The sequence below is a fragment of the Psychrobacillus insolitus genome, assembly GCF_003254155.1.
Classification (GTDB): domain Bacteria; phylum Bacillota; class Bacilli; order Bacillales_A; family Planococcaceae; genus Psychrobacillus; species Psychrobacillus insolitus.
Genome location: NZ_QKZI01000006.1, coordinates 86,360 through 113,042, shown reverse-complemented (window position 1 = coordinate 113,042; position 26,683 = coordinate 86,360). Strand labels below are relative to the sequence as shown.

General features: G+C 35.8%; 28 protein-coding genes. 18 read left to right on the top strand and 10 right to left on the bottom strand.

Going from position 1 to position 26,683, the window contains the following annotated elements; genetic code table 11:
• Window positions 1-235 precede the first annotated feature (235 nt).
• The 7 genes from C7437_RS12970 to scpC all read left to right on the top strand — a co-directional run bounded on the left by C7437_RS12970 (window position 236) and on the right by scpC (window position 6,464).
• A complete protein-coding gene (locus tag C7437_RS12970) occupies window positions 236-652 on the top strand; it encodes a MarR family winged helix-turn-helix transcriptional regulator (protein WP_111440210.1) in 417 nt (138 codons plus the stop codon).
• A gap of 119 nt (window positions 653-771) precedes the next feature.
• A complete protein-coding gene (locus C7437_RS12965; protein WP_111440159.1) occupies window positions 772-1,938 on the top strand; it encodes a TraB/GumN family protein in 1,167 nt (388 codons plus the stop codon).
• Between the two features lie 162 nt (window positions 1,939-2,100).
• A complete protein-coding gene (locus C7437_RS12960; protein ID WP_111440158.1) occupies window positions 2,101-2,706 on the top strand; it encodes a class I SAM-dependent methyltransferase in 606 nt (201 codons plus the stop codon).
• A gap of 105 nt (window positions 2,707-2,811) precedes the next feature.
• Window positions 2,812-2,988, top strand: coding sequence for a hypothetical protein (locus C7437_RS17000; protein WP_170122377.1), 177 nt, complete (start codon window positions 2,812-2,814; stop codon window positions 2,986-2,988).
• A gap of 116 nt (window positions 2,989-3,104) precedes the next feature.
• On the top strand, window positions 3,105-4,058 hold the full coding sequence (locus C7437_RS12955) for a TRM11 family SAM-dependent methyltransferase (protein WP_245909287.1): 954 nt from the start codon (window positions 3,105-3,107) through the stop codon (window positions 4,056-4,058).
• Window positions 4,059-4,081: 23 nt separating this feature from the next.
• A complete protein-coding gene (locus C7437_RS12950) occupies window positions 4,082-4,726 on the top strand; it encodes a LytTR family DNA-binding domain-containing protein (RefSeq protein WP_111440157.1) in 645 nt (214 codons plus the stop codon).
• A 223-nt stretch (window positions 4,727-4,949) separates the two neighbouring features.
• Window positions 4,950-6,464 (top strand): succinyl-CoA:acetate CoA-transferase ScpC, encoded by a 1,515-nt coding sequence (gene scpC / locus C7437_RS12945; RefSeq protein WP_111440156.1) that lies wholly within the window; start codon window positions 4,950-4,952, stop codon window positions 6,462-6,464.
• 304 nt (window positions 6,465-6,768) lie between these two features.
• On the opposite strand, the gene C7437_RS12940 is transcribed toward scpC, so the two are convergent.
• Entirely contained in the window at window positions 6,769-7,587 is an 819-nt protein-coding gene (locus C7437_RS12940) for a YitT family protein (RefSeq protein WP_111440208.1), read from the bottom strand.
• Window positions 7,588-7,834: 247 nt separating this feature from the next.
• Between C7437_RS12940 and C7437_RS12935 the strand changes: the two genes are divergently transcribed.
• From C7437_RS12935 to C7437_RS12905, 7 genes are all read left to right on the top strand, one after another.
• Window positions 7,835-8,263, top strand: coding sequence for an Rrf2 family transcriptional regulator (locus tag C7437_RS12935; RefSeq protein ID WP_111440155.1), 429 nt, complete (start codon window positions 7,835-7,837; stop codon window positions 8,261-8,263).
• Window positions 8,264-8,343: 80 nt separating this feature from the next.
• Window positions 8,344-8,982: an NAD(P)-dependent oxidoreductase gene (locus tag C7437_RS12930; protein ID WP_111440154.1), complete on the top strand. Its 639-nt coding sequence runs from the start codon at window positions 8,344-8,346 to the stop codon at window positions 8,980-8,982.
• 3 nt (window positions 8,983-8,985) lie between these two features.
• Window positions 8,986-10,035 carry an LLM class flavin-dependent oxidoreductase gene (locus C7437_RS12925; protein ID WP_111440153.1) on the top strand — a complete coding sequence of 350 codons (1,050 nt, stop codon included), beginning with the start codon at window positions 8,986-8,988 and terminating at the stop codon, window positions 10,033-10,035.
• Window positions 10,036-10,272: 237 nt separating this feature from the next.
• Window positions 10,273-11,793, top strand: coding sequence for an aldehyde dehydrogenase (adh, locus tag C7437_RS12920; RefSeq protein WP_111440152.1), 1,521 nt, complete (start codon window positions 10,273-10,275; stop codon window positions 11,791-11,793).
• 20 nt (window positions 11,794-11,813) lie between these two features.
• Window positions 11,814-12,170: a DUF779 domain-containing protein gene (locus C7437_RS12915; RefSeq protein WP_111440151.1), complete on the top strand. Its 357-nt coding sequence runs from the start codon at window positions 11,814-11,816 to the stop codon at window positions 12,168-12,170.
• A 112-nt stretch (window positions 12,171-12,282) separates the two neighbouring features.
• Window positions 12,283-13,014, top strand: a complete 732-nt coding sequence (gene nfsA / locus C7437_RS12910; protein ID WP_111440150.1) for an oxygen-insensitive NADPH nitroreductase — start codon at window positions 12,283-12,285, stop codon at window positions 13,012-13,014.
• Window positions 13,015-13,027: 13 nt separating this feature from the next.
• Window positions 13,028-13,696: a DNA alkylation repair protein gene (locus C7437_RS12905; protein WP_111440149.1), complete on the top strand. Its 669-nt coding sequence runs from the start codon at window positions 13,028-13,030 to the stop codon at window positions 13,694-13,696.
• A gap of 235 nt (window positions 13,697-13,931) precedes the next feature.
• Here the strand turns inward: C7437_RS12905 and C7437_RS12900 are convergent, their stop codons facing one another.
• The 7 genes from C7437_RS12900 to C7437_RS12870 form a co-directional block, all read right to left on the bottom strand.
• Complete coding sequence (locus tag C7437_RS12900; RefSeq protein WP_111440148.1) at window positions 13,932-15,014, bottom strand: CAP domain-containing protein; 1,083 nt, start codon at window positions 15,012-15,014, stop codon at window positions 13,932-13,934.
• 18 nt (window positions 15,015-15,032) lie between these two features.
• Window positions 15,033-15,569 carry a superoxide dismutase family protein gene (locus C7437_RS12895; RefSeq protein ID WP_111440147.1) on the bottom strand — a complete coding sequence of 179 codons (537 nt, stop codon included), beginning with the start codon at window positions 15,567-15,569 and terminating at the stop codon, window positions 15,033-15,035.
• Window positions 15,570-15,675: 106 nt separating this feature from the next.
• Window positions 15,676-16,845: an MFS transporter gene (locus C7437_RS12890; protein WP_111440146.1), complete on the bottom strand. Its 1,170-nt coding sequence runs from the start codon at window positions 16,843-16,845 to the stop codon at window positions 15,676-15,678.
• 13 nt (window positions 16,846-16,858) lie between these two features.
• Entirely contained in the window at window positions 16,859-17,254 is a 396-nt protein-coding gene (locus tag C7437_RS12885; protein WP_111440145.1) for a MarR family winged helix-turn-helix transcriptional regulator, read from the bottom strand.
• A gap of 385 nt (window positions 17,255-17,639) precedes the next feature.
• Window positions 17,640-18,158: a transporter gene (locus C7437_RS12880; RefSeq protein ID WP_111440144.1), complete on the bottom strand. Its 519-nt coding sequence runs from the start codon at window positions 18,156-18,158 to the stop codon at window positions 17,640-17,642.
• A 266-nt stretch (window positions 18,159-18,424) separates the two neighbouring features.
• Complete coding sequence (locus tag C7437_RS12875; RefSeq protein ID WP_425450568.1) at window positions 18,425-20,152, bottom strand: SulP family inorganic anion transporter; 1,728 nt, start codon at window positions 20,150-20,152, stop codon at window positions 18,425-18,427.
• Entirely contained in the window at window positions 20,152-20,505 is a 354-nt protein-coding gene (locus tag C7437_RS12870) for an ArsR/SmtB family transcription factor (protein WP_111440143.1), read from the bottom strand. Before C7437_RS12870 ends, C7437_RS12875 begins: the two co-directional genes overlap by 1 nt.
• A gap of 226 nt (window positions 20,506-20,731) precedes the next feature.
• Between C7437_RS12870 and C7437_RS12865 the strand changes: the two genes are divergently transcribed.
• The 3 genes from C7437_RS12865 (at window position 20,732) to C7437_RS12855 (ending at window position 24,375) form a co-directional block, all read left to right on the top strand.
• Complete coding sequence (locus C7437_RS12865) at window positions 20,732-23,362, top strand: cation-translocating P-type ATPase (RefSeq protein WP_281269970.1); 2,631 nt, start codon at window positions 20,732-20,734, stop codon at window positions 23,360-23,362.
• Window positions 23,363-23,869 carry a DUF4825 domain-containing protein gene (locus C7437_RS12860; RefSeq protein WP_111440141.1) on the top strand — a complete coding sequence of 169 codons (507 nt, stop codon included), beginning with the start codon at window positions 23,363-23,365 and terminating at the stop codon, window positions 23,867-23,869.
• 212 nt (window positions 23,870-24,081) lie between these two features.
• The gene (locus C7437_RS12855; protein WP_111440140.1) at window positions 24,082-24,375 is read left to right on the top strand and encodes a DUF6509 family protein; all 294 of its coding nucleotides are present in this window, start codon (window positions 24,082-24,084) and stop codon (window positions 24,373-24,375) included.
• Window positions 24,376-24,508: 133 nt separating this feature from the next.
• Here C7437_RS12855 and C7437_RS12850 read toward each other — a convergent pair whose 3' ends face one another.
• Both C7437_RS12850 and C7437_RS12845 read right to left on the bottom strand, forming a co-directional pair.
• Window positions 24,509-25,009: a flavin reductase family protein gene (locus C7437_RS12850; protein ID WP_111440139.1), complete on the bottom strand. Its 501-nt coding sequence runs from the start codon at window positions 25,007-25,009 to the stop codon at window positions 24,509-24,511.
• A 75-nt stretch (window positions 25,010-25,084) separates the two neighbouring features.
• Window positions 25,085-26,293, bottom strand: coding sequence for an acyl-CoA dehydrogenase family protein (locus C7437_RS12845; RefSeq protein WP_111440138.1), 1,209 nt, complete (start codon window positions 26,291-26,293; stop codon window positions 25,085-25,087).
• Between the two features lie 161 nt (window positions 26,294-26,454).
• On the opposite strand from C7437_RS12845, the gene C7437_RS17475 reads away from it, so the two are divergent.
• Complete coding sequence (locus C7437_RS17475) at window positions 26,455-26,670, top strand: LysR family transcriptional regulator (protein WP_111440137.1); 216 nt, start codon at window positions 26,455-26,457, stop codon at window positions 26,668-26,670.
• The last annotated feature ends 13 nt before the right edge of the window (window positions 26,671-26,683 follow it).

The following is a 26,683-nucleotide window of genomic DNA, read 5'->3' as shown; positions in this document are numbered from 1 at the left end:
ACTCTTTCAACTATATATTTGTAAATAAAAGTATACTCTATTAAAAAAGTATTTAAGGGAGTTTAAGATTTCTTAAATTGCGCTCAGATGTCTTTTTATATACATATGTTTAATCCAGGAAATACTTGACAAATCATTAATTTACCTACAAAGTGATGAATAAAAATGGATGTGAGATGGTGTGACGAAAAAAGAAAAAGAAAAAGAAAAAAGGAAAGAAAAGGGCACTTCTAAAGTGTCTAAAAAAGAGACGAAATTAGGATATCTAATTTGGTTTCGATTAGCCAGAGTTTATAATCAAAATTTGAAGAGTACTAATATTCATCTAAAAGAATGGGATCTTACTACTGCACAATTTGATGTATTATCTCATATAGCGAATGAGCATCCGATCATGCAACAAGAGTTAGCTGATAAGCTCTTCGTTACAAAAGGAAATATTACACAGTTGTTGAACAAGCTAGAGAGCTTAGGTTATATCAGAAGAGAAAGAGAATGGAAAACCAACTTTCTCTATTTAACTCCTGAAGGAAAAGAACTTTTTGATGAGGTACTACCTGCACATTTAGAGTATCAAGCCGATCAGTACAAACAGTTAACCAAAGATGAGAAAAAGCAACTACTTCAATTACTGAAGAAAATACAAATTTAGTAAGGGATCATGATTGAAATTTTCCTAAATCTAATTCATTATTAACTATAGATAATCTTTTAGTAGTCATTAGTTCTAGAAATACTAAGAGGAATATAACTCAATGAAGGAAGTAGTTTATGTCAGAAGATAATATTACTCGCTTACATGTAGATGGCAAGGAAATAATACTTATTGGAACTGCCCATGTATCAAGACAAAGTGCAGAGCAAGTAAAAGAAGTAATCGAAAGAGAAAGACCAGATTCGGTTTGTATTGAACTGGATGAACAAAGGTTTCAATCAGTTATGGATAGTAATAAATGGAAAGAAACTGATATTTTCAAAGTAATTAAAGATAAGAAGGCTACGCTACTTTTGATGAACCTTGCAATTTCTTCTTTTCAAAATCGTATGGCAAAACAATTTGATATTAAACCAGGCCAAGAAATGATTCAAGGAATTGAGAGTGCTAAAGAGACAGGTGCAGAAATTGTTCTAGCTGATCGTAATATCCAAATTACGTTTTCTCGAATTTGGCATAACCTTGGTTTTATGGGGAAAGCTCAACTTCTTAATGGTGTGATTTTTAGTATTTTTAGTAAAGATACTATTTCAGAAGAAGAATTAGAGAATATGAAAAAACAGGACACGCTTAATGCCGTTCTTGCAGAGTTTACAACATCTTTTCCGAAGTTAAAAACACCTTTAATCGACGAAAGAGATCAGTATTTAGCACAAAAAATTAAAGAAGCACCTGGAGATAAAGTGGTTGCAGTACTCGGAGCAGCTCATGTTCCGGGTATCACAAAAGAAATTTATAAGGAACAAGATTTAGCCGCTCTTTCTGAAGTGCCACCAAAGTCGATAATACCAAAGATCATCGGATGGACACTTCCAATTCTTGTTGTGGCATTAATCATTGTTACGTTCTTTGTAAATCCTACTGCAGGTTTTGATCAAGCGTTAAGCTGGATTCTTTGGACGGGAGGTATGGCAGCTATAGGAGCAGCCGTTGCTTTAGCGCATCCACTCGCTATTGTGTCTGCATTTTTTGCAGCACCTATAACTGCACTTCACCCTATTTTAGCTTCGGGGTGGGTATCTGGTTTAGTACAAGCATTTGTACGAAGACCAACAATTGCAGATTTTGAAACACTTTCTGAAGATGTATTTACTATTAAAGGATTTTGGAAAAATAAAGTGACACGAATACTACTTGTAGTAGTGTTGACCAACCTTTTTGGTTCATTAGGCACATTTATTGGTGGAGCAGATGTAATTCGATTGTTCTTTAATAACTTTTAATTACTTGCATAAAATTGGCTAAACAAGCGTATAAGTTCTTGTTTGGCTTTTATTGTTGCTTAAACAAATTAACTTTTTATAATTACTAAACCTTTAGATCATTAGTTCCACATGAAACAATTTTCGACATTTCTAGTGAGTGAAGATAAAAGGAGATAGCAAATGAAAGAACAAGATCATGACCGATTATTACGAATAAAAACAGAGGGAATTCGCGAGTGGCAGCACCAATCAGCTCATTATAATCGTTATGAAGCAACTCCTTACATGGCTTTAGAAGTTCTTTTTGATGAGTATGAATATAAGTCTACCGATACATTTGTAGACTTTGGTTGCGGAAAAGGCAGATTTTCTTTTTACATACATCACCATCTTCGTGTATCGACGTTAGGGGTGGAGATGAGTGGGCAACTTTATCAACAGTCAATGGAAAATTTAACTAAATATATGGAGAGAGCAAAAGACTCAAGGGCTTCTATTCGATTTGAACGGATGTTTGCAGAGGGTTACGATATAAATCCACTAGATAATCGTTTTTATTTCTTTAATCCTTTTTCCATTCAGATTTTTCAGAAGGTAATTAATAACATTCTCCTATCAGTTGAGAACAATCCTCGTTCAGTAGATGTTATTCTTTATTATCCTACATCCGATTATATCCAATATCTTGAAGAGGACACTACCTTTGAGCTGCTAAAAGAAGTGAGGATCCCTGAATTATATGAACAAAATAGCAATGAAAGATTTATGATTTTCCGTTATGAATAAAGTAAATTCCCTATCGTGCAAGAATTATAACAAAGTAGGAGGTTTCATCATGCTTCGGTGTTATAATAAAAGGATAGAATTCGCGTAAAAGGAGGGATATCAATAATGCAATATTCGAAACCGAAAATGGCAGAGCTAGTGAAGCATAGTGATGAGCTTTCTAGAAAGTTGAAAGAAATAATGAAAGAGCATGATTTAGAGAAAAGTTTTGCGTTGAAAGCTTTGTACCATGCAGAAGTAAAAGATGGTGGTAGATATCAACGAGATTATCAGGATCTATAATACTAATAGTATAAAAGCGTAGCGATCATTGTATGATTCGGTACGCTTTTTACTATTTCATATGAGAGAACCTGCGAAAATCATGTTATAATAAAGGTATTATTGGAGGGAATACATTGACGAATATTAGCCGGGAATCGGCATTCATATATACATTTGCATATAATGATGCAGAACGCTCTCTATGTCATTTAGAGATGCGCTCTTTTTTTGGAGCAGATACAGAAACTAAAATTATAAAAAGCCATGTTAAAATTAATCCAAGTAGAAGTCCATTTATGAAAGGTAGAGTCGAGATATTAGCAGATGGAGATACAGTAGAAGAAATCATCGCTAAAGCTCCTGCTTTTGGTTCTGAAGAAGAGACAAATAAAGTGATCTTCTTGAAAATCAATGACCGCCAAGGAATAGATAAAGTTGAAAATAATGAACGCCTTCAAATAGAAAGAGCAATTGGTAGTGAAATGCAAGGAGAATTTGACTTACATAATCCAAATCAACTGTATGCTATCGTTCCGTTTAAAGGACGTTGGTACTTTGGAATGTATACGAAAAGTGAACCAATATGGTTTAAACATATGAAGAAACCTAGAGAATATTCAACAGCACTTAGTACTCGTGTAGCAAGATCAGTTGCAAATATTGCAGTTCCAAATCCCGAGGGAATCATAGCGATAGATCCTTGTTGTGGAATTGGAACGGTTCTTGTGGAAGCATTATCAATGGGAATTGATATCGTTGGACGAGACATTAATCCACTTGTTTGTGATGGTTCTAGAGAAAATATTGCATACTTCGGTTTAACTGGAGATGTAAAAAAAAGTGCAATTGAAGAAATTGTAGAATCATATGATGTAGCAATTATTGATTTGCCATACAATTTATATACACATGCCACATGGGACGAGCAATTTACTATTTTAAAGCATGCAAGAAGAATTGCGAAAAAAGTAGTCATTGTCACCATTGAATCAATGGACGAACGATTAGAAGAAGTAGGATTTCAAGTTATTGATCGTTGCGTAACAATGAAGCAACAGTTTTCTCGTGAAATAGTCGTTTGCAAATAAGAATTATAAAGGGGATGTTCATGATGAGAGACTTATCTATTGGTTCACTCTTAGACGTTATTGGAGAATTGTTTTCAGATGAAATATCAATAGCTGTTTCAGATACTGAAAAATATATTTACTATCGTCCGAGTAAAAGAATAGATTTAAAAATTACTCCTGGAGATCCATTAAAAGAGGGAACGCTGGCTTATAAAGCTATACATAATAAGCAAAAGGTTTCGGAATTTATTGATCGTGAAAAGTTTGGAGTTCCTTATCATGGAATGGCTGTACCATTTCAGCAAAATGGAGAGTTAGAAGGAACTGTATTAGCTATTTATCCGGCATTTACAGAAGGAAAATCAGTTATTACTATTAAATCACAAGATGGGTGGGTTCCCATTCCATTTTCAGATGTCATGTATTTAGAAGCTAAAGATCGAAAAACTCATATTACGACTAGGAATCTTTCAGGAACTCATACAAGTCCTCTACAAGATTTTGAATATCGACTTCCAAGAGATTTGTTTATTCGTTGCCACAGATCCTTTATTGTAAATGTTCATTATATAAAAGAAATTTATCCGGATACACATTCAACGTTTGTGTTAGCAATGGAGAATGGCGAAAAAATTTCTGTAAGCCAATCATATTCCAGTTATTTCCGAAAGTTATTAGGGTTTTAGAAAAAACGTTTGAATAAGGGGAAATCTCTTTATTATTCAAGCGTTTTTTTTATGATGTTATATAAATATAAAATTAAACAAATATTCCATTTAACGAATATTCTGTTTTGGTGTGTTAATACTCTGCTTCGAACGGTAAAATAGCGCATCTGTCTATATTTATCTAAATTGTGACGAAACGCGATAGAATTATTTAAAAGCATTTATTGAGGGGGACATAACCATGAATAATAAACTTGACAGAATTAAAAATACTAGCTTACACAGTCTTGTTGTAGGGGCGGATGAAGCAGCTTCATGGATTAAAGATGGTATGACTTTAGGTTTAAGTGGATTTACACGTGCAGGCGATGCGAAAGCGATTCCATTTGCTTTAGTTGACCGTGCAAAAAATGAGAAATTTAAAGTAAATGTACTTACTGGTGCTTCTTTAGGATCAGATATAGACAAATTAATGTCAGAGGCAGATATTGTAAATATTCGTTCTCCATTCCAGGCAGAACCTGCTATGCGAAAAAATATAAACGAAGGCAAACATCACTTTATAGATTGTCATTTATCTCATATGTCAGAGATGATTCGTAATGGTGCTTTTCCTGCAGTTGACTTTGCTGTAGTGGAAGCGGTTGCAATTACAGAGGACAATATGATTATTCCAACAACGTCTGTTGGAAACTCACCGACCTTTATTTCACAAGCAAAAAATATTATAATTGAGTTAAATTTAGCAGCTTCTGAACAGCTAATTGGCTTGCATGATATTTATGAACCAGCGGAGCAAGGCAATAGAGGACCTATTCCAGTTATGAAAGCAAGCGATCGTATAGGTACTATTGGAATACCATTTGATCCTGAAAAAGTAAGAGGAATTGTTATTACAGATTATCCAGATTCAGCTTCTACAATTGTTCCACCAGACGAAGAAACTGAAACTATGGCGAATCATCTTCTTGATTTCTTAAGAGGGGAAGTAACAGCTGGACGTTTAACAAATAATTTAGCTCCACTACAAGCTGGAATTGGTTCTGTAGCAAATGCAGTTATGCTTGGTATGATCAATTCTGAATTTGAAGATTTAGAGATTTATTCTGAAGTACTTCAAGATAATGTATTTGATCTAATTGATGCTGGGAAAGTAAACTTTGCATCTGGATGTTCTATGACTCTTTCTGGAGATAAAATGGAGCAGGTATATCGTGAATTTGATAAATATAGCAGCAAGTTATTATTCAGACCTCAAGAGATTTCAAATAATCCTGAAATAATTCGTCGACTCGGATTAATTTCGATTAATACAGCACTTGAATTTGACATTTACGGCAATGTAAACTCTACACATGTTGCTGGAACAAAAATGATGAATGGTATCGGCGGTTCAGGAGATTTCGCACGTAATGCACGTCTTGCAATTTTCGTAACGAAATCAATTGCTAAGAACGGCAAAATTTCTAGTATTGTTCCTTTCGTATCTCATGTAGATCATACAGAACATGATGTTGATGTTGTAGTAACTGAACAAGGTTTTGCTGACTTACGTGGATTAGCTCCAAGACAACGTGCAGAAAAGATTATTGCAAATTGTGTACATCCAATGTATAGAGAGCAATTATTAGAGTATTATGAAGAAGCTAAAATGAGAGGTGGACACACTCCACACGTTTTAGAAAAAGCATTCTCATTCCATGAGAAACTAGCAAGCAAAGGCACAATGTTAGAAGAAGTAAATACACTTGCATAAAAATGAAAACTGGTTCCATCCTCGGATGGAGCTATTTTTTTACAAAAGATAGGTTCTTTGTCAAATGACGTTGGTGAAGAATTTTAGTCGGTTATAATTGATTTATTTATTTGTCATGGGACTGTCTAGAAAGTTAGTAAGCCTGATTTTTTGTGGTAGTCTTTTTTTTGAAGTTTTTCAAGTCTTGATTTGTTTAATTTCACCAACGTCATATATTGTACAACCAAAAGATATAATGCTATAGGATTACAAAAAAGAATCGGAGAAAAGTGATTTTGTCACTTCTCTCCGATTCTTTTTCGTATTAATGTATATCTTTTTTCTTAAACCTTCCACCACGTACTTCAGCGATATTACCGACTGCAAGAAAAGCATGATCATCAATTTCTTCAACAATCGATTTAAGTTTGGCTTCTTCTAGTCGTGTAATAACTGTGAAAATAACTTTTTTATTGTCACCAGTATATGCACCTTCTCCGTGCAAATAAGTTACACCACGCCCTAGACGATCCATAATAGCATCTCCAACGTCTTCCACCTTATCACTAATAATAAATACCGATTTTGACTCATCGAGCCCTTGTATTACGATATCAATCGTTTTAAATGCGATGAAATATGCCAAGAAGGAGTACATTGCTTGTTCCCAACTAAACACAAAACCAGCAACGGAAAAGATTACCAAGTTAATAATCATAATAATTTCGCCTACGGAAAATGGCAGGGATTTGTTGAATAAAATTGCTAAAATTTCAGAGCCATCAAGAGATCCACCATTTCGAATTACAAGGCCTACGCCCATGCCTAGAACGATTCCACCAAAGACTGTGGCAAGTAAAAGGTCTGGTGTAATAGCATCAACCTTATGTAATAGTGATGTGAAAATAGATAGGATTGTTATTCCAAAAAGAGTTGACAAAGCAAATGTTTTTCCAATTTGTTTGTAACCAAGGAAGAAGAATGGGATATTTAGGATGAAAATAAAGATACCTAACCTTGCACCGGTTAAATGGGAAATGATAATAGAGATACCAACTACTCCACCATCTAAAATTTGGTTAGGAACTAAAAATAATTCTAGTCCAATAGCCATTAATATTGCACCTAAGGCAATCATTAGCATACGTATAAATATAACTTTTTTAGGAGCATTTCTATGTGGCGATTTGATAGGTTTAACTTCGTTTTTTATTTCACTAGATATGTTACTCAATAAAAATCTCCTCTTATCTTTTAAAAGCTATTCCTATATTTTATAGGAAAATTTAATTTATTTAAAGGGGAAATAGCACGTATTCGAAATTTAAGTTAATTTTATTGACAAAAAGCATAGATGTAATTACGATGGTTACAACGAAAGGATGGATTATATGAAAATTAGTAGTCGTTTTACTATAGCTGTTCATATACTTTCTCTCGTAACAATTGAACGTGGTGTTGTTTGTACGTCTGAATGGATTGCTGAAAGTGTTAATACAAATCCAGTAGTAATACGTCGAATAATGGGTAAGCTGAAACAAGCGGGATTCATTTCCATTCGTCGCGGACTGGGAGGAGCTTCACTGGAAAAGCCCCTACAAGAGATTACACTTTTAGACGTGTATCGTGCTGTTGAGGTGATGGATGAGGGAGAGCTTTTTCAAATGCATGAAAATCCTAATCCTAATTGTCCAGTAGGCGCTAATATTCAAGGAGTACTTGAGTTAATTTTGTTACGTGCACAGGATGCGATGGAAGCAATTCTGAAGGAAGTCACGATGGAAGAGTTAGTAAAAGTATTAAATCAAAGAATTGGATAAAGTCTATTCAATTTTTTTGACATAGTTGTAACTTAGTTGATTACAACGGATTAATATGAAAATAATAGGAGGAAATCATAATGAAAATCGGTGTAATCGGAGCAACAGGAAAAGCAGGAAGTTTCATACTTGAAGAAGCAAAAGTAAGAGGTCACGAAGTAACAGCAATTGTAAGAAATGCTGCGAAAGTGAATGCTCAAGACGTGAAGATCTTAGAAAAAAGTATATTCAATCTTACATCAGATGATGTATTACAGTTTGACGTAGTCGTAAATGCTTTTGGTGCTCCTCTTGGTGAAGAGCAGGCACATGTGGATGCAGGGCACGCTTTAATTGAAGCACTTAAAGGAACGGATACAAGGGCAATTGTTGTAGGTGGTGCAGGAAGTCTATTTGTAGATGAAGCTAAAACAATTCGTGTAATCGATACACCTGATTTTCCAGACATGTTTAAACCAACAGCAAATGGTCAAGGTAGAAACTTAAAAGAATTACAAGAAACATCGGATATTAAATGGACATTTGTTAGTCCTGCTGGTCATTTTGATCCAGAAGGTAAACGAACAGGATCTTACCAATTAGGCAAGGATAATTTAATTTTAAATGCAAAAGGTGATAGCTATGTAAGTTATGCCGATTACGCAATTGCAGTAGTAGATGAAATTGAGAATCCAAAACATGTAAACGAACGTTTTACTGTCGTATCAGAAGGAGAATAAGTCATGGGTAAAGGAATGGAAATAGGGGTTTATACATTTGGAGACATAGGAATGGATCCCACTACAGGAAAAACTATTAGTGCAAAGCAGCGCATGCATGAAGTAATTGAACTTGGAAAGCTAGCAGATGAATCAGGTCTTGATATTTTCGGGGTTGGAGAACATCACCGATTAGATTATACAGTTTCATCTCCGGCAGTCGTTCTTTCGGCTATCGCACAAGCAACAAAACAAATTAAATTGACAAGTGCAACAACTGTTCTAAGTACACATGATCCTGTACGTGTATTTGAAGATTTTGCTACTTTGGATGTAATATCTAATGGAAGAGCAGAGATTATTGCAGGTAGAGGTGCTTTCGTAGAGTCTTTTCCACTTTTCGGATACAACTTAAATGATTATGATGCACTATTTGAAGAGAATATTAAATTACTTCAACAGTTAAATGAAGAAGAAGTTGTAACATGGGAAGGCCAATTCCGTTCTTCCTTAAAAGATGCAATGATTGCTCCAAGGCCCACCCAAGAAAAACTACCTATTTGGATTGGGGTAGGTGGTACTCCGGAAAGTGCTATTAGAGCAGGGAGACTTGGTACAGGAATTGCACTTGCTATTCTTGGTGGTGATCCAATGCGGTTTAAACCACTTGTAGATTTGTATTACCAGGCTGGATTGGAAGCAGGTCATGCTCGAGAAAGCTTACGTGTTAGTGTCACGGGTCACACATACATCTCAAAAGAAACTCAGCAAGCAAAAGATGAGTTTTATCCTTATTACACTAACTACTGGTCTTACGTGAATAAACAAAGAGGGATGAATACAAATATATCTCGTGCGGACTTTGAACAAATGGCACGTCCAGAAACTGCTCTATTCGTCGGAAGTCCACAACAAATTATTGAAAAAATTCTATATCAACATGAACTCTATGGACATGAACGATTTATTGCGCAAGTTGATATTGGCGGACAATCTTATAATAGTATTGCAAAAGTAGTGGAGATGCTTGCTATTGAAGTAGCTCCAGTTGTAAGAAGAGAAACAAGTAAATAAGGCATTGAATGATGGCTCAGAGGCAACTTAGTTGCAACTGGGTCATTTTTTTATAATGAACTCAAATTCAATAGTCATGTTAGTTGAAATAATCTGCATCTTCTGACAAAATGAGTTTATAAAGCTATTTTTATTTAAATAGTTTTGGAAACGTTTACATCTTAGATTAAAACAAGAATGGGTAGTAATGCTTTTTAGTTTCAACATACAAATAGATCCATGGGGAGGAATTTCAGAATGGTTTATGCATTTCCGAATACAGAAGGCTCAAAGGTTTCTTTTAAGGACAAGTATGAAAATTATATTAACGGCGAGTGGAAACCCCCAGTAAAAGGACAATATTTTGATAACATTACACCAATTACAGGAAAAGTATTTACACAAGTAGCTCGTTCTACTGCAGAAGATATTGAGCTAGCTTTGGATGCGGCACATGCGGCAAAAGATGCATGGGGCTTAACTTCTGTTGCCGAAAGAGCGAATATATTAAATAAAATTGCGAATAGAATAGAAGAAAATTTAGAACTAATAGCAGTAGCAGAAACATGGGACAACGGAAAAGCAGTTCGGGAAACATTAAATGCCGATATTCCACTTGCTATTGATCATTTCCGCTATTTTGCAGGTGCAATTCGTGCACAAGAAGGTGGATTAAGTCAAATTGATAACGATACCGTTGCATATCATTTCCATGAGCCACTAGGAGTTGTTGGGCAAATCATCCCTTGGAATTTCCCAATTTTAATGGCTGTTTGGAAGCTTGCACCAGCACTTGCTGCAGGAAACTGTGTTGTCTTGAAGCCTGCTGAACAAACACCAGCGTCAATCTTAGTATTAGCAGAGTTAATTGGAGATTTATTGCCTCCTGGAGTGTTGAATATTGTAAATGGTTTTGGCTTGGAAGCGGGAAAACCTTTAGCTTCGTCACCTCGGATTAGTAAAATTGCATTTACTGGTGAAACAACAACTGGCCGTTTAATCATGCAATATGCTTCTCAAAATTTGATCCCGGTGACATTAGAACTTGGAGGAAAATCACCCAATATTTTCTTTGAAGATATTATGGATGAAGATGATGCATTTTTAGATAAAGCGGTAGAAGGATTTGTCATGTTTGCATTGAACCAAGGAGAAGTATGTACATGTCCGTCACGTGTTCTCATTCAAGAGTCTATCTATGACAAATTTATTGAGCGAGTACTTGCACGTGTAGAAGCGATTAAAGTAGGGAACCCCTTAGATCCGTCTGTGATGATGGGCGCACAAGCTTCTAATGAACAAATGGAAAAAATCTTATCTTATTTAGATATAGGTAAGCAAGAAGGCGCAGAATGTTTAATTGGTGGAGAACAAAACAAGTTAGATGGAGAACTAGCAGATGGCTACTACATTAAACCAACAGTATTCAAAGGTAATAACAAAATGCGTATTTTCCAAGAAGAAATTTTTGGTCCAGTGGTATCGGTAACGACGTTCAAAACGAAAGAAGAAGCATTGGAAATTGCGAATGATACATTGTATGGTTTAGGGTCTGGTATTTGGACTCGGGATATGAATACTGCATATCGTTTCGGACGTAAAATTCAAGCGGGTCGTGTATGGACAAACTGTTATCATCAATATCCAGCACATGCTGCATTTGGAGGATACAAAATGTCTGGTATTGGTCGTGAAAATCATTTGATGATGCTTAATCACTACCAACAAACGAAAAACCTTCTTGTAAGTTACAGTGAAAACAAACAAGGATTCTTTTGATCTAGAAAGGGTGAGTGTAGATGGTTGAACGCGTAATTGCTACAGACGCTGCACTAGAGCTCATTGAATTATTAAAAAGTAAGCATGGACCTCTTATGTTTCATCAATCAGGGGGATGCTGCGATGGTTCTTCTCCAATGTGTTACCCAGATGGAGACTTAATCGTAGGAGACCAAGATGTTCTCTTAGGTAAAATTGGGCATGTCCCATTTTATATGCATAAAAGCCAGTTTGATTATTGGAAGCATACACAATTAATCATTGATGTAGTGGATGGTCGTGGAGGTATGTTTTCCCTTGAGGGAGTTGAAGGGAAACGTTTTCTGACAAGGTCTCGTGCATTTACAAGTGAAGAAAATACACAACTGCAGAGTTAATCAAAGAACGAGAAAGTATAGAGCTAATACTTTCTCGTTCTTTATTTTTCATTTCTTCAAAAGATTCCGTTATACTATACATAGATTTAAACAATGAAATGAGGTTTTTTTAATGGTACAAAAATTATTAAATTCCCATGCATCTGTTCGGAAATACACGGACTATATATTATCTAAAGAGGAAGTTTATGAATTAATCGAGACAGCTCAACATGCAGCAAGTTCTCACTTTGTCCAAGCTTATAGCGTTATTTGGGTAACGGATGAAACTAAAAAAGAAGAGCTAGGCCGATTATCTCGTAATCCAAAGCAATTTGAAACAGCGGGAGCAGCTTTTTTACTTTGCGCTGATTTTAATCGTCTTCAGTCAGCTGGTAAGTTACATGGGACGGAAATAGAAATTGATACGACAGAAAATGTATTGGTAGGAACAGTAGATGTGGCTTTGTTTGCCCAAAATCTTGTTACTGCCGCAGAATCAAAGGGATTCGGAATTTGTTACATTGGTGGAGTAAGGAATGATCCAACAGCCATCAGTCAATTATTTGCCCTACCTGAAGGTGTATTTCCTTTGTTTGCAATTACTTTAGGTGTGCCAGCTAGGCAAAATGAAGTGAAACCTCGTCTTCCGGTAGCTGCAATATTGCACGAAAACGCATATGATTCTTCTAAATATGAAGAAATTCTAAAAGAATATGATCAAACAATGGAAGCTTATTACGCAAGTCGAGGTTCTAACCAAAAGGTTGCAACTTGGACAAAACAGATGGCAGATTACTTGGAAAATCCAGGTCGCCCTCATATGGCTGAGTTTTTAGCAAGTAAAGGATTTCATTTTAAATAAAGGTGAGTGTTAAATGGAATGGTCAACTGAACTTGTAAAAAGCTATTTTGAACCACATCGAAATGAAAAAAATGCCCTGCCTATGGCTAAGTATATGAAAAACCACTTTCCTTTTTTAGGGATTAGAACTCCCGAACGTAGGGCTATTTTTCGACAGCTTGTAAAAGAGAATGAACTCCCTTCATATGATGATTTGCATGAAGAAGTATGGAGTTTGTTTCAGCTCGAAGAACGTGAATATCATTATGTAGCAATTGAATTATTAGGGAAATTTAAAAAACAATTAACAGCGAAAGACCTAAATTTTTGTCTAAAGCTAATCCAAACCAAATCTTGGTGGGATAGTGTAGATTCTATTGCACCTACCATTGTGGGGAATATTGTGATGTTAGATAGAGAAGCGGGAGAAGATTTCATGAAAGACTGGGCAACTTCCTCGAATATGTGGACTAACCGAGCTTCTATTTTACACCAATTGAAATACAAGGAAAATATGAATGAAGCACTTCTCTTTGCAACATTAGAGCGTCATTTAGCTTCAAAAGAATTTTTCATTCAAAAAGCGATTGGATGGGTATTAAGAGAATATGCCAAAACAAGACCCGAAGCTGTGTGGAAATTTGTAGAAAAAACAAAGCTTGCTCCGTTAAGTAGGCGAGAAGCATTAAAGCACTTCAAATAAGAAAGTAGAAGAATTGCCTCGACTTCTAACGCAGTTTTTACGACTTTTTCTAGATTACTTTGGACAGTACGCAAGACTTACACTTTAACTTAAAAGAAAAACAGGAGCTTAAGAAAGTGACGCAGTCATTTTCTTAAGCTCCTCTACTATTTTTAACGTTTATCCTGTTACAATAAGTTTCGTTCAAAGCGAACCAAAAACGTTCATGTGAAAAAAAAGCCGCTTGCTCTTTTCATTATTTAGCATAAAAATTTTCTGTATAGTAAGGTGCGGATTCTTTGTTAAAAGCAGTACCAACTCCCAGAAAGTTGTAATCTGTATTTAATATATTTTCACGATGTCCAAGAGAATTCATCAAACCTTCATGCGCAAAAATACTACTAGCTTGTCCATAGGCTAAATTTTCCCCAGCATATGAAAAGGTTAAACCGTCTTTTTCTAGTCGATCAAAAGGGGATTCTCCATTTAAATTTTCATGGTTAAAATAATTGTGAATGGCCATATCCTCACTATGTTTTCTAGCTGTATTACTAACAGCCTCATCATAAGTAAGGATGGAAAGACCTCGAAAAACTCGAGCAGCATTTGTTAAGTCAAAAAGTTGTAATTCAAATCCTTTTGTTAACTCAACAGATGGTGTACCAAATGTTGTTTCATGGTTTTTTTCTACAGATTTCTCCATAATTTGCAATCCCGTAACGCTATTGTTTTCGTGTTTATCATAAAAAATTGTTAAGTAGCTATCATCCATTTGAAATAAATCATATTCACCGGATTCAGGAAGAATATATACAATATTCCCTTTGCGCAATTTTGTTAAAGGTTCACCAAGAGAAGTGTGCACTTCATCTCGATTACTATCCATTTGGATGCCAAGAAAAGATGAATTTCCTGGTTGATTTGTAAACATGGCATTAACCTTATTATCGCTATCATAGGAAACCATAATAAAGTTTTCATAGTTTTCATGATACGTATGCCATACTAAATCATATTCATTTAGACTTACACGCTGAGCTGTGCCATGAATTTTCTCTATTTCACTCTTTTTCATGCCAAGTGAAATTTGATCTAATATGACACCTTTCCCAATGACTACTTCTTCACTCGAGGAAACTTTCACTGTGGGCTCATCTTTTATTTCCATCCAGTATGCTTTTGCTACGTTTACATACTGATCTATCTCTAACGAGTCTACCCATTCATCCACTGGTGCTAAAAAAGTAAGATCAACATACTCAGAGGCAGAGTCTTCCCACAAAGGTTTCGAAAACAAAAGAATAACGAGTAAAAGGAAAAGCCAAATGATCTTTTTCATCTGCAATCAGCCCCTACATTATTTGGTAATTTCTCCGCAAACAATTCGTTTACCAGAGTTGCCGGAAGGATCGGTTTTATAATCATCCGCATTTTCATGAATAATAATGGAACTACCATCTGCATCTAATAGCGAATTATCTTTTCCTGCAGTTAATACTACAGCTGGAGATACTGTTTCTAATTCTACTTTACCATTTTCATCAACTTCTATGTTAGGCAAATCACCTAGATGGTATCCTTTTGGATTTTGAAAACCATGCTCTTTATGGGTGGGATTGACATGAGCCCCTGCTGTTGTGAACTCGGGTTTTTCACAAGAAGCTGTTTCGTGGAAATGAATTGCTTTTACACCTGGCATAAGCCCCTCTGCTTTTAATAGGATGTGTACACCTTTTGGATTTTCCGTTAAGGTCGCTTGTCCTATCTCTTTTCCTTCTGTGTTTATTAATGAAACTTCCACTTTCTCATTCAAACCAGCATCTACAGATGAGAAGTTACATCCACCTAATGCTCCAATTGTAATAATTATTGGTATTAGAAATAATTTTTTCATTTTAATTACCTCCTAAATTATTTATCCATTCAAGTATCACCAGATAAAGGGCATATATATACGTAGATGGACAATAAGTTAGAAAAAAGAAAATCCCTTTAAGCAATTAAGCTAAACGAGATTTTCTTTTTTGTACAATCATAAAAATACCAAGAGTTATTACGAGTATGGAACTAGCAAATAGATACAAACTTTGATAACCAAATTTTACTGCAATTAGTCCAAGGAAATATGAACCTAATGCAAGACCTATATCAAATAGTGTAAAAAATGTTGCGGTAGCATAGCCACTTCTTTCGTGTTTAGTCGATTGAATTGCAAGGGTTTGAAAACTTGGAACGACTGCTCCATAACCTAAACCGATAATTGCGCCTGCAAGTAAAAAGGTAAAAGGCGAATTCATAAAAGCTAATAAAGTAATACCAATTGTAAACAAAAGCATTCCTGGAATAATAATATATTTTGGACCTTTTTCATCAAAAATACGGCCTGTGAATGGTCTTGTTAGGAGCATAGTAGTTGCAAATAGGGCGAAAAAGCTACTAGTTAGATGTAAGACATCTTTCTCTTGAGAGTAGATGGATAAATATGAAAGAATACTAGAATAGGAAAGGGCTACAAGACTTGCAACTAAAGATATCGGTAATGCTTTTTTCTCAAATAAATCATTCCAAGTTATTTTAGTTTTTGCAAAAGGAACTACGACTGCTGTACCAACAGGGATTTGTAATGACATAATTGCACCAAGCGTAAGTAAAATACTGAATGTAATGAATAACGCATCATAGGAGAAATACTGTATAACCGTTAAAGCGACAAATGGACCTGCAACAACTGCTAAGTTTGTCGACATAGTAAAGTAACCTAATCCGGTACCACGTCTAGAGATTGGGATATTGTCCGCAGCCATAGATCCACAAGCGGTTGTGACAATACTAAAGAAAATACCTTGTGCAAATCGTAATACTAATAATGCTTCATAAGGTTCGATAAAATAATAAAGAGATGTACATATCAAATAGAGGAAAAGGGTAATCCAAAGTGTTTTCCGTTTCCCCAAAATATCCAATATCTTTCCGGAGAAAGGGCGAACAATAATCGCCGATATTAAAAATGTAGTCATTAATAGACCTGCTTCTTCATCTGTGCGAGATAAGATATCTGTTGCGTACAGAGGAAGTGCAGATAATAAACCATAAAAGATAATAAATATGGTGAAGTTTGTTATAAACAAACTAATGAAAGGTTTTGTCCAGATCGGTTCTTTCGTTTTCAAACTACATAGCTCCTTATTTTATTTTTTGTAAAAGTTTTATCAATAGAATTTCTTCCTCAGAAGAAAGGCTTGAAACCATACGGTCTTCGAATTCTATCATGGATGTTTTAATAGCCGGGAAATCTTTTAACGCTTGTTCAGTTAATCTAACACTTTTTTCGCGGCGGTCTTTTCCAGGGTGGATTTCTACCCACCCGAGCTCGGATAGACGAGTAACGGTACGAGTTATCGTTGGCGCTTCTACATTTAAATATTTCCATATTTGTGTTAATGTCATTTCTTCATGTAATTGAATGCAGTATAAAACAGACCATTGGGAAGCGTATAGACCATGCTGGTTTAATGTATTGTTTACTTCATTCGACAAAAACCGTGATTTCTGAAAAAGTTCATGAATAAGTGGATTCATTAGATCGAAAACTCCTTTTTCCGTTTAGAGAGATTAGTTTACCTAGTTAAATTAACTTTAGTTTACATCATGAAATTTGTAAAGCTGTTAAATGTATGTATTTAACGGAAGAGTATCCTATTTGATTAGATTGTTTCATGGAATCTGTAATTAGACATAAGAAAAACCAGGCAATTTCTGCCTAGTTTTTGTTTAGAATAAGAAAGTATAAAACTTTTCTACATAGTGACGTCTAGCTCCAGCGCCTGTGCTCCTGCGCGAAGCTCGTCGCAGAAGGTCGTTGCACCTCGGGGTCAAATGGGTAATCACTGCGGTGGCTGAGGAGCTGCCTCCTCGCGGTTCCCCATTTGCCTGTCGGGGCAGTAATAGACGCTTCCGCTTTTGTTTAGAAACATTGAAATGATGCAATTCTATCTAAATCGGTTCCGTAATATGTCCACATAAATCCATTCCATCTAAAACCAGAAACGGATCTTCTTCCAACAAAAGTCGGGTAAAACCAAAAAGACCGTCCATTTTCTAACCAGATAAAAGTATTACGGAATAAACATCCTCTAATAGCTCCTGGATCCACTGCAAATACTCCTACTCCTTGTTGTTGATGTCTTTGAGGAGTGAAAGACGGTGGTGGGCTAGTTGGTGCACTTCCTTGTTGCTGACCAGGTCGTGGGGAACTTGGTGGAAATGATGGGCCTTGCTGCTGTCCACCGGGGAACTGACCAGGGAATTGACCAGGAAATTGACTCGGGAACTGGCCTGGGAATTGACCGGGAAACTGACTTGGGAATTGACCAGGAAACTGTCTAGGGCTTTGTCCAAATGGTGGCATCATACTTCCAGGGAAGTTCTGATTTCCAAATGGACTCCCTTGTTGACCTCCTGGAAATGGAAATTGATTAGTCAAGATAAAATCCTCCTTTCACTACATATTCAACATAGTATATGTGAGAAGGATTTTTGTGGAACGGTCATGACTATTAATATAGTTTTTGTCAACAGATAAGAAAGTATATAAAATTTCTGCTTAAGCTGTCTAGCTCCATCGCCTTGCCCCTCGGGGTCAAATGGGTAATCACTGCGGTGGCTGAGGAGCTGCCTCCTCGCGATTCCCCATTTGCTGCCTTACGCAGTAATAGGCGCTTGCGCTTTTCTAAATAATACACCCAGTTGTTATTCACTCATTTTTGGGTTAGATAGTTTTGTACATTCTTTAAATGCCAAATGCTGACAGCCGATACATGCTTGGTGATTAATCACTTGTAGTGCATAATCAATTGCACCACCAGTACGTTCGAAAAAGTGTTCTTTTCCGATTAACTCATATATACCACTTTGTTTAAACTGATCTACAAGTTTAGAAGAAGCTTCTGAGACTAATAGGATTCCGTCATTTTTTTGGAAATATTTAATGATATTTAGTAAGTTTTCTTGTGCAGTTATGTCTATAAAAGGTACCTTTTCCATTCGTAGAATAAGTACAAATGCATCTGAATGTATGGTTTCCATAATACGTTCTTCAAAAACTTCTGCTGTGCCAAAAAATAATGGGCCATTAATTGTAAACATATGAATTTGAGGACAATCATGTGCTGTATTAACAACACTCGATCGAACCGTCTTCTGTGGAGTTGAATGGTCAGGTAATACTTTTGTAACTACATCAATAGTTGCCATTCTTTGTATGAATAAAATAACGGATAATACTAAACCAACTAAAACAGCATTTGTAATACTAGAAAACACCGTAAATAAAAACGTCATTAATAACACGAGCGATTCTCCATTTTTAAGTTTTAATACTTTATAAAAAGGTTTTCGTTCACTCATGTTCCAGGCTACCATCATTAACACTGGTGCCATGCTTGCTAATGGAATCTGGGATGCAAATGGCGCAAATAGTAATAGTGTAAGCAGTACCAACAAACCATGGATGATCCCTGACATTCTAGAAACTGCTCCAGATTTAATATTAGTAGCAGTTCGTGCAATTGCACCAGTTGCAGGTATACCACCGAAAAATGGAGTAACAATATTTGCTATCCCTTGCCCGATTAGCTCTTTGTTACTATTATGCTTCGTACCCGACATGGCATCTGCAACAACTGCGGAAAGTAATGACTCAATTCCACCCAATACTGCGATTGCAAAAGCAGGAACGATCAAACGTTGTATACGTTCCCAAGTAATTTCAGGTAGATGAAAACTCGGTAATGAACTTGGGATTCCTCCGTAAGCAGATCCGATTGTAGCAACTTCTCCACTGAAAAAGAAACTCGCGATTAGCGTGGAAAACAGCAACCCGACAATTGGGCCAGGTACTTTTGGAAGTACTTTCGGTGTAAGGATGATGAAAGCAAAGCAAATGATACTAACGATCACGCTGTACATATTAAATGTATCAAAGTGAAGTCCAATCTCATTCATATTAGCAATAAAATTTTCATGCTTTTCAATACCTTCTAAGCCAAAAAAGTTTGCAATTTGTCCGGTGAAAATAATGACAGCAATCCCTGAAGTAAAACCGATTGTAACAGGACGAGGAATAAATTTAATTAGGGTTCCAATCTTAAAAATACCCATAATTACTAACATAATTCCAGCAAGTAAACCCGCGAGCAATAAATCTTCGTAGCCATAAGCAATAACAATCCCAAGTAATATTGGTACAAAGGCTCCGGTAGGACCCCCAATTTGAAACTTAGAACCGCCAAAAATGGAGATAATAATCCCAGCAATAATGGTTGTATAAATTCCATATTCTGGTTTTACCCCAGATGCAATTGCAAAAGCCATTGCTAATGGAATAGCAATGACTCCGACAATTAGTCCGGAAAGTAAATCCTTTTGAAAATGTTGGAGTGAATAACTTTTATTCATCAATTGAAATGGCTTTTTCACTATAAACCCTTCTTTTTCGTACTATTTTTTTGGTCTTCTAACTCTTCATACATAGATAAAGTATCGATTAAGTGATTGTTAAATAGCTCTCTAGCAACATTTAGTAAATCGACAGTGGAGGGATCGCGTAATGAATATAAAACATTTTTCCCTTCTTTTCGTCCAATGACAATGTTTTTAGAGCGAAGGACACTTAGTTGTTGGGATACAGCAGACCCTTCACTTGTTAAATTTTTTTGAATTTCATGGACACTTTTTTCACCTTCTGAAAGTAATTCTAGAATACGAATTCGTAATGGATGCGAAAGTGCTTTGAAAAAATCGGCCTTAAATTGTTGTAAGTCACTCCACATATAGATCACTCCTAAAAAGTACATATTCAAACATTTGAATATGTTGATATATACAGGATAGAATAGATTTGCAAAATTTGCAATGTAGTATTTTAGATTAGTACTTATTACGCTGAAGTAAAAGAATTATAAAGTATTAATCTACTAACTACAGATGACTAGCTGATAAAAGGGTAGAATAGAAATAGGTATGTATAGAAATTTTGATTGGGAGGCTGGTTATTCAATGTGGTACGAAAAATCTACAGACGAAGTAATGGCAGAGCTCAAAACAAACAATGCAGAAGGTTTGCAAGAAACAGAAGCACAAAGAAGATTGCAAGAGCACGGGGTAAACAGATTAGCTGCTAATCGCAAAAAAACATGGTTGGAAAGAATCTTTGCTCAAATTAATAATGTACTTATTTATGTGTTAATCGTAGCGGCTGTAATATCTACTATTGTTGGAGAGATAGCTGATGCATTCATAATTATCATTGTTGTTGTTATTAATACTGTTGTTGGAGTTGTCCAAGAGTCTAAAGCGGAAGATGCTTTAGAGGCACTCAAAAATATGTCGACACCAAAAGCAGTTGTAAGACGTAATGGAGAAACAAAGGAAATTGATTCTGCCGAGATAGTTCCTGGAGATGTAGTAATCGTCGGAGCAGGTTCTTATATTCCATGTGATATTCGATTGATTGACTCTGCTAATTTGAAGGTAGAAGAAGCTGCGCTGACAGGAGAGTCTGTTCCAGTAGATAAGTTTGCTTCATTTGTTCCAAACAATGGGGAGGGAACGATTCCACTAGGGGATCAAAAAAACATGCTATTCATGTCGACACTTGTGACGGTTGGACGAGGGTCAGGTATAGCAGTTGCTACAGGTATGGACACACAAATCGGTAAAATTGCTGGGATGCTAAACACGACAGAAGATGAGCAAACACCTTTGCAAAAAAGTTTAGCACAAGTAGGGAAATATCTTGGTTTTGCAGCAGTAGCTATTTGCTTGCTTATGTTCCTCATTGGTATGTTCCAAGGCAGAGATCTTCTTGAGATGTTCATGATTTCCATTAGTCTAGCGGTTGCAGCAATTCCAGAAGGGATGCCAGCTATCGTATCAATTGTTCTCGCAATTGGTGTACAAAGAATGATCAAGCAGCATGTGATTATTCGTAAGCTACCTGCAGTAGAAGCACTTGGATCTGTAAATGTTATTTGTTCAGATAAAACAGGTACGCTAACGCAAAATAAAATGACGGTAATTAAGTTTTATGCAGATGGTCAAGTGAATGAAATGAGTAATTTTCAAAAAGACAATAAAACGAATAAACTGTTAATGGAAAGTTTCATTCTATGTAATGACGCTACCTATACAAAAGATGATGAAACTGGGGATCCCACAGAAACTGCATTGGTTGCAGCGGGAGAAAATCATGGATTACATAAAAATGAATTAGAAATTGATTATCCTCGTGTAAATGAAATTCCGTTTGATTCGGATCGGAAGTTGATGACAACGGTGCATGAACATGGAGAAGTCTATTACAATATGACAAAAGGTGCCATTGACCGTTTACTTATTCGTTGCGATCGCATGATGACAAGCGACGGAGTTATTGCATTAACGGAAGAGAAGCGTACCGAAACTTTAGATGCTGCACATGAAATGTCTAAATTAGCCCTGCGCGTATTGGCAGCTGCTTATAAAGTAGAGGATCAAGCGGGTGTTGAATCAGCAGAAGAAGATTTAATATTTATAGGGTTTGTAGGAATGATTGACCCTCCTAGATCAGAAGTAAAAGAGGCAATTGCTGTATGTAAATCCGCTGGTATTCGTACGGTAATGATTACAGGTGACCATAAAGATACTGCCTTTGCTATAGCGAAGGAGCTAGGAATTGCATCTAGTGAAGAAGAGGTAATGGAAGGAATTGCGCTGGATACATTATCTGAACGGGAACTTGTTATTGCTTGTAAAAACACAAACGTATTTGCACGCGTTTCACCAGAGCATAAAGTGAAGATTGTTAAAGTGTTAAAAGCGGCGGGAAATACAGTATCAATGACCGGTGATGGAGTAAATGATGCCCCGTCGTTAAAAGAAGCGGATATTGGCGTTTCAATGGGAATTACGGGTACAGATGTTGCAAAAGGGGCTTCTGATATGGTGTTAACGGATGATAACTTTGCATCCATTGTGAAGGCTGTCGAGGAAGGTCGGAATATTTATAAAAATATTAAAAAAGCAATTGTCTTTTTACTTTCCTGTAATTTAGGAGAAGTAATTGCACTGTTTGTCGCAATTCTTGTAGGGTGGCCAGCTCCATTAAAGTCGATTCATATTCTCTGGATTAACTTAGTAACTGATACATTTCCTGCCTTAGCATTAGGTGTCGATCCAGAAGAACCAGGTGTGATGAAGGAAAAGCCAAGAGGAGAAAAAGAAGGGCTATTCCACGGGATGTTCCCATTTTTAATACTGAATGGCTTGTTAATTGGTGTGATTACACTTGCTGCATTTTTAATTGGGTTAAATGGTGTTACGACAAATGTTTCGGAAGATGTCCTAATGCACGCTCAAACAATGGCCTTTATTACGTTAAGCTTTTCTCAATTAATCCATTCATTTAACTTTAGATCGATGAATCAGTCGATATTTAAAGTTGGGATTTTCAAAAATAAATTTTTAATATATTCCGTGTTGGTTGGGGTTGTTTTACAAGTGTTAATTGTCTCAGTTGGACCGATTGCTTCCGTATTTAGTGTACATTCGTTAGCGATAAGTGATTGGGGAATTGTAGCTGGGTTAAGTTTCTTGCCTTTAGTAGCGAATGAGTTATTTAAACTCTTTAAAATTTCAGGAGGAAAGTAAATGCAAAAATCAATTTGGTTTATTATTGGGATTGTGTTGACGTTACTAATAGGTGTGATTTTTGTATTAAACGGTAATCAAAAGCAAGCAGAAAAAGATGAAATGGAACAACTCAGTGTAAGTACGCATGATTTTCAAAAAGTATTAGCTTACGAAAATGACTTCATGGGAAATGCATCGAATATGAATAATCTGTTCAATAATCTTCCTCTTTCGAATTATAAAGGAGCGGTTGAACTCGATTCAGAGTCATTTATATTCACCGTCAATTACGATACAGTGGGTGATGATCAAACGGTTATTTATAATGCGACAGCAGCTTTTGTATTAATCAAAAATTTAGAGGTAATGGAGATGCGTTTTACTAATCGATCCTATGTAATCACAAGAGAAAATGTAGAAAAGTGGTTCGGGAGCAATTTGGAAAAATTGACAGATCCTGCTCGGTTTAAAGAAAAAGTGCAAAAGCCTTTGATGAATGATGATGGCAAAGGATGGCTAAATTAGTATTGAAAACAAGGGTAAATCCAGCTCATCTTTGCAAGATTTACTGTTACGGTTTCTTTGGGTGCGTAATAATTTAACCGAAAGGACGAATGATGGGATAGAGTAAAGAGAAGCACTAATATGTACTTGTCCAAATATTAATAATAACAAATTAGAATTTGGATTATTTTCGGTAGGAATAGTGATAAACTATAAACAATGGAGGTGACTTTTTGAAAATTACATCATATGAAGTCGATAAGTTAAATGACCCTACTGGTATTATTACAGGAGATCGTTATGAGTTTTTATTAGGAATTGAAGTACCAGAAGACGATGAACTGTATGAAGATGAGTATTCATTAGATTTACGCGTAATCTTAGCTGTTTCCGAAACAGAAGAACGAGTTTTACAATATCATATTATCAACAGAACTAGTGGGAAAGTATTAGACTTTGCTCTAGAAGATGAAGAAGAAGCAATAATACTTAGCTTCTGTAAAGAACATTATAAAGAGGTAATATAAAAACAACCCAAGAAGGAATGTCCTTCTTGGGTTGTTTTCTTATAAAATATGAAAATAAATGAGTTTTCTACAGAATATGTCTAGCGCAAGTAGCCTGGCCTCTCGGGGCAGAGATACGGCGCTTGCGGTTTTCTTATGAATAGAACTCTGCTGGAATTTCTCCAAAATGTCTTCGATGGTATAACATAGGATTAAGTTCTTTATCCACTTGAATATTTTGAACTGCACCAATTAAAATTGTATGATCACCAGCTTCAATTGTTTTATACGTTTCACATTCTAATACTGCAAAAGCTCCTTCTATTACAGGTAACTCTAATGGGGAAAGTGCCCAATTGCAGCTAGCAAATCGATCAACATCTTTACTAGCAAACGTTTTACATAATTCTGATTGGTTCCCAGCTAAAATATGAATGGCAAATTTACCACCGTTTTCAAACGCCTCTCTGCTAGACACTTTATGATCAATTGACCATAGGACAAGTAATGGATCTAAGGATACAGAAGCAAATGAATTAACTGTCAAGCCAAGTGGTATATTATTTTCATCAGTTGTAGTCACAATTGTTACTCCAGTAGGATAATTTCCAAGTGCTTCCTTGAATAAATCTTGTTTTTCTATAGTTGCATTCATACAGTTCTCCTCCTTCACTTACTGCTAATATACATGTAATCATATTGTTTATTCGCTTTTGAAATCTACGGAATTCTAAACTAAAAACGTGTTAGGTTCTTGTTTTGCTAGAATTCTTCCATATAATTCAAGACCTGTTGTTGGTACAATTAAGCCATGTTGTGGAGGTGTTTTAGAATCTTTCATAATTTTAGAAAGTAGGTTTGATTCTGAAATTGCACTACCACCGGCAATAGAGAAAATAATATCTACTGCTTCACAGTTCAATCTATTAGCGTAACTACTGTCTACGCGGGCTTGTACACGACCATTAAAGTCCATATATTCTCCAGAAGCTGCCCATTTGTCAATTTCATCTGCGCAACGATATGCTAATAGACTAGCTGTTTCCATTTTCATTACAGCCTCTGCTAATTGTAAATGCGTAATTGCTGCTTCTGCCTGTTTGTTATGGAATGTATATTGAATTCTTCTGTTCGGTAGTTTTTCTAAGAATATCTCTTTTGCTGCTGCACTTAATCCTATACCTGGAGCTAGTAGAACTAGTGAAGCTACTGGAATTAAGGCTGATCTATACAAGGCTTGATCCTGTAAATGTACTGATGGGTATTCTCCAACAACAGCTTTTGATAAAGATGTTATCCATTTTTCCGGTACAAATACATTTTTCACTGTAAGGCTATTACTTCCTGTCCCTCTCATGCTCATAGTATCCCAATCGTCTAAAACATTAACATCTTTACGAGGAATAAGTGCAGCAGCGAGGCCTTCAACTTCTCCATTTTCGTTGACTTGTGGGAAACCTAGGAAGAAATAATCTGAGTGATTGGAACCAGAAGCAAAGCCCCTCATCCCATCTTTAATAAGATATCCTCCCTCAACTTTCTCCACATCACATTTTCTAGGTTCAAATACGCCACAACAGTTAGCAATTGCATCATCTTTAAAAACTACATCATGAACTTCTTCTGTAAAGTTTACAGAAACAAACCATTTCACAACGTTTATTAAAGACACCACCCAAGCAGTTGAACCACATCCCTTACCAATCTGTGAAACGATATCAAGATACTGTCGGAAGTTTAGTTGATAACCTCCATATTTTTTTGGTGTAAGCAATTTTAAAAGACCAGCTTCTGTTAATTCATCAATAGTAGATTGAGGAATACTTCTTAGACTTTCTACTTCACCAATTCGTTCTCGAAGATTTGGTATCATTGCCTCAGCTTTCCCTAATAATTCTTCATAAATTGTGGATTCAACTACCATTTGTTTGTTTACCATATAAATCCTCCTTTGATAAAATGCTATAATAGATTAATAAGGGGTTGAATCCTTATTAATATCTGATATTTCTAATTATTGCAACCGCTTACTCGTATGTTACATTAGAACAATCGTTTAGTGAAATGCATATTTGTTATAACTGTAATAACTAAAAAAGGGTGATAAATATAGATATAATCCAAATTAGATACTTTGTTGAAGTCGCAAACGAATTAAACTTTACTAACGCTTCTAAAAAGTTGTTTGTAAGTCAAGCAGCTGTGAGTAAAAAAATTGCATCTTTAGAAGATGAATTAGGCGTTATTTTATTAGAAAGAAATAAAAGAACTGTAAAATTAACATCTGTTGGTCAAATTTTTTTAAAGATGCTGTAGAAGTTTTAAATAA

What these genes read in the sequence shown, in the direction of transcription:
- C7437_RS12965 (WP_111440159.1), top strand. Translation starts at nt 772, where the DNA reads ATGTCAGAAGATAATATTACTCGCTTACATGTAGATGGCAAGGAAATA.
- C7437_RS12960 (WP_111440158.1), top strand. Translation starts at nt 2,101, where the DNA reads ATGAAAGAACAAGATCATGACCGATTATTACGAATAAAAACAGAGGGA.
- C7437_RS17000 (WP_170122377.1), top strand. Translation starts at nt 2,812, where the DNA reads ATGCAATATTCGAAACCGAAAATGGCAGAGCTAGTGAAGCATAGTGAT.
- C7437_RS12950 (WP_111440157.1), top strand. Translation starts at nt 4,082, where the DNA reads ATGAGAGACTTATCTATTGGTTCACTCTTAGACGTTATTGGAGAATTG.
- scpC (WP_111440156.1), top strand. Translation starts at nt 4,950, where the DNA reads ATGAATAATAAACTTGACAGAATTAAAAATACTAGCTTACACAGTCTT.
- C7437_RS12940 (WP_111440208.1), bottom strand. Translation starts at nt 7,587, where the DNA reads ATGCTAATGATTGCCTTAGGTGCAATATTAATGGCTATTGGACTAGAA.
- C7437_RS12935 (WP_111440155.1), top strand. Translation starts at nt 7,835, where the DNA reads ATGAAAATTAGTAGTCGTTTTACTATAGCTGTTCATATACTTTCTCTC.
- C7437_RS12930 (WP_111440154.1), top strand. Translation starts at nt 8,344, where the DNA reads ATGAAAATCGGTGTAATCGGAGCAACAGGAAAAGCAGGAAGTTTCATA.
- C7437_RS12925 (WP_111440153.1), top strand. Translation starts at nt 8,986, where the DNA reads ATGGGTAAAGGAATGGAAATAGGGGTTTATACATTTGGAGACATAGGA.
- adh (WP_111440152.1), top strand. Translation starts at nt 10,273, where the DNA reads ATGGTTTATGCATTTCCGAATACAGAAGGCTCAAAGGTTTCTTTTAAG.
- C7437_RS12915 (WP_111440151.1), top strand. Translation starts at nt 11,814, where the DNA reads ATGGTTGAACGCGTAATTGCTACAGACGCTGCACTAGAGCTCATTGAA.
- nfsA (WP_111440150.1), top strand. Translation starts at nt 12,283, where the DNA reads ATGGTACAAAAATTATTAAATTCCCATGCATCTGTTCGGAAATACACG.
- C7437_RS12905 (WP_111440149.1), top strand. Translation starts at nt 13,028, where the DNA reads ATGGAATGGTCAACTGAACTTGTAAAAAGCTATTTTGAACCACATCGA.
- C7437_RS12900 (WP_111440148.1), bottom strand. Translation starts at nt 15,014, where the DNA reads ATGAAAAAGATCATTTGGCTTTTCCTTTTACTCGTTATTCTTTTGTTT.
- C7437_RS12895 (WP_111440147.1), bottom strand. Translation starts at nt 15,569, where the DNA reads ATGAAAAAATTATTTCTAATACCAATAATTATTACAATTGGAGCATTA.
- C7437_RS12885 (WP_111440145.1), bottom strand. Translation starts at nt 17,254, where the DNA reads ATGAATCCACTTATTCATGAACTTTTTCAGAAATCACGGTTTTTGTCG.
- C7437_RS12870 (WP_111440143.1), bottom strand. Translation starts at nt 20,505, where the DNA reads ATGTGGAGTGACTTACAACAATTTAAGGCCGATTTTTTCAAAGCACTT.
- C7437_RS12865 (WP_281269970.1), top strand. Translation starts at nt 20,732, where the DNA reads ATGTGGTACGAAAAATCTACAGACGAAGTAATGGCAGAGCTCAAAACA.
- C7437_RS12860 (WP_111440141.1), top strand. Translation starts at nt 23,363, where the DNA reads ATGCAAAAATCAATTTGGTTTATTATTGGGATTGTGTTGACGTTACTA.
- C7437_RS12850 (WP_111440139.1), bottom strand. Translation starts at nt 25,009, where the DNA reads ATGAATGCAACTATAGAAAAACAAGATTTATTCAAGGAAGCACTTGGA.
- C7437_RS12845 (WP_111440138.1), bottom strand. Translation starts at nt 26,293, where the DNA reads ATGGTAAACAAACAAATGGTAGTTGAATCCACAATTTATGAAGAATTA.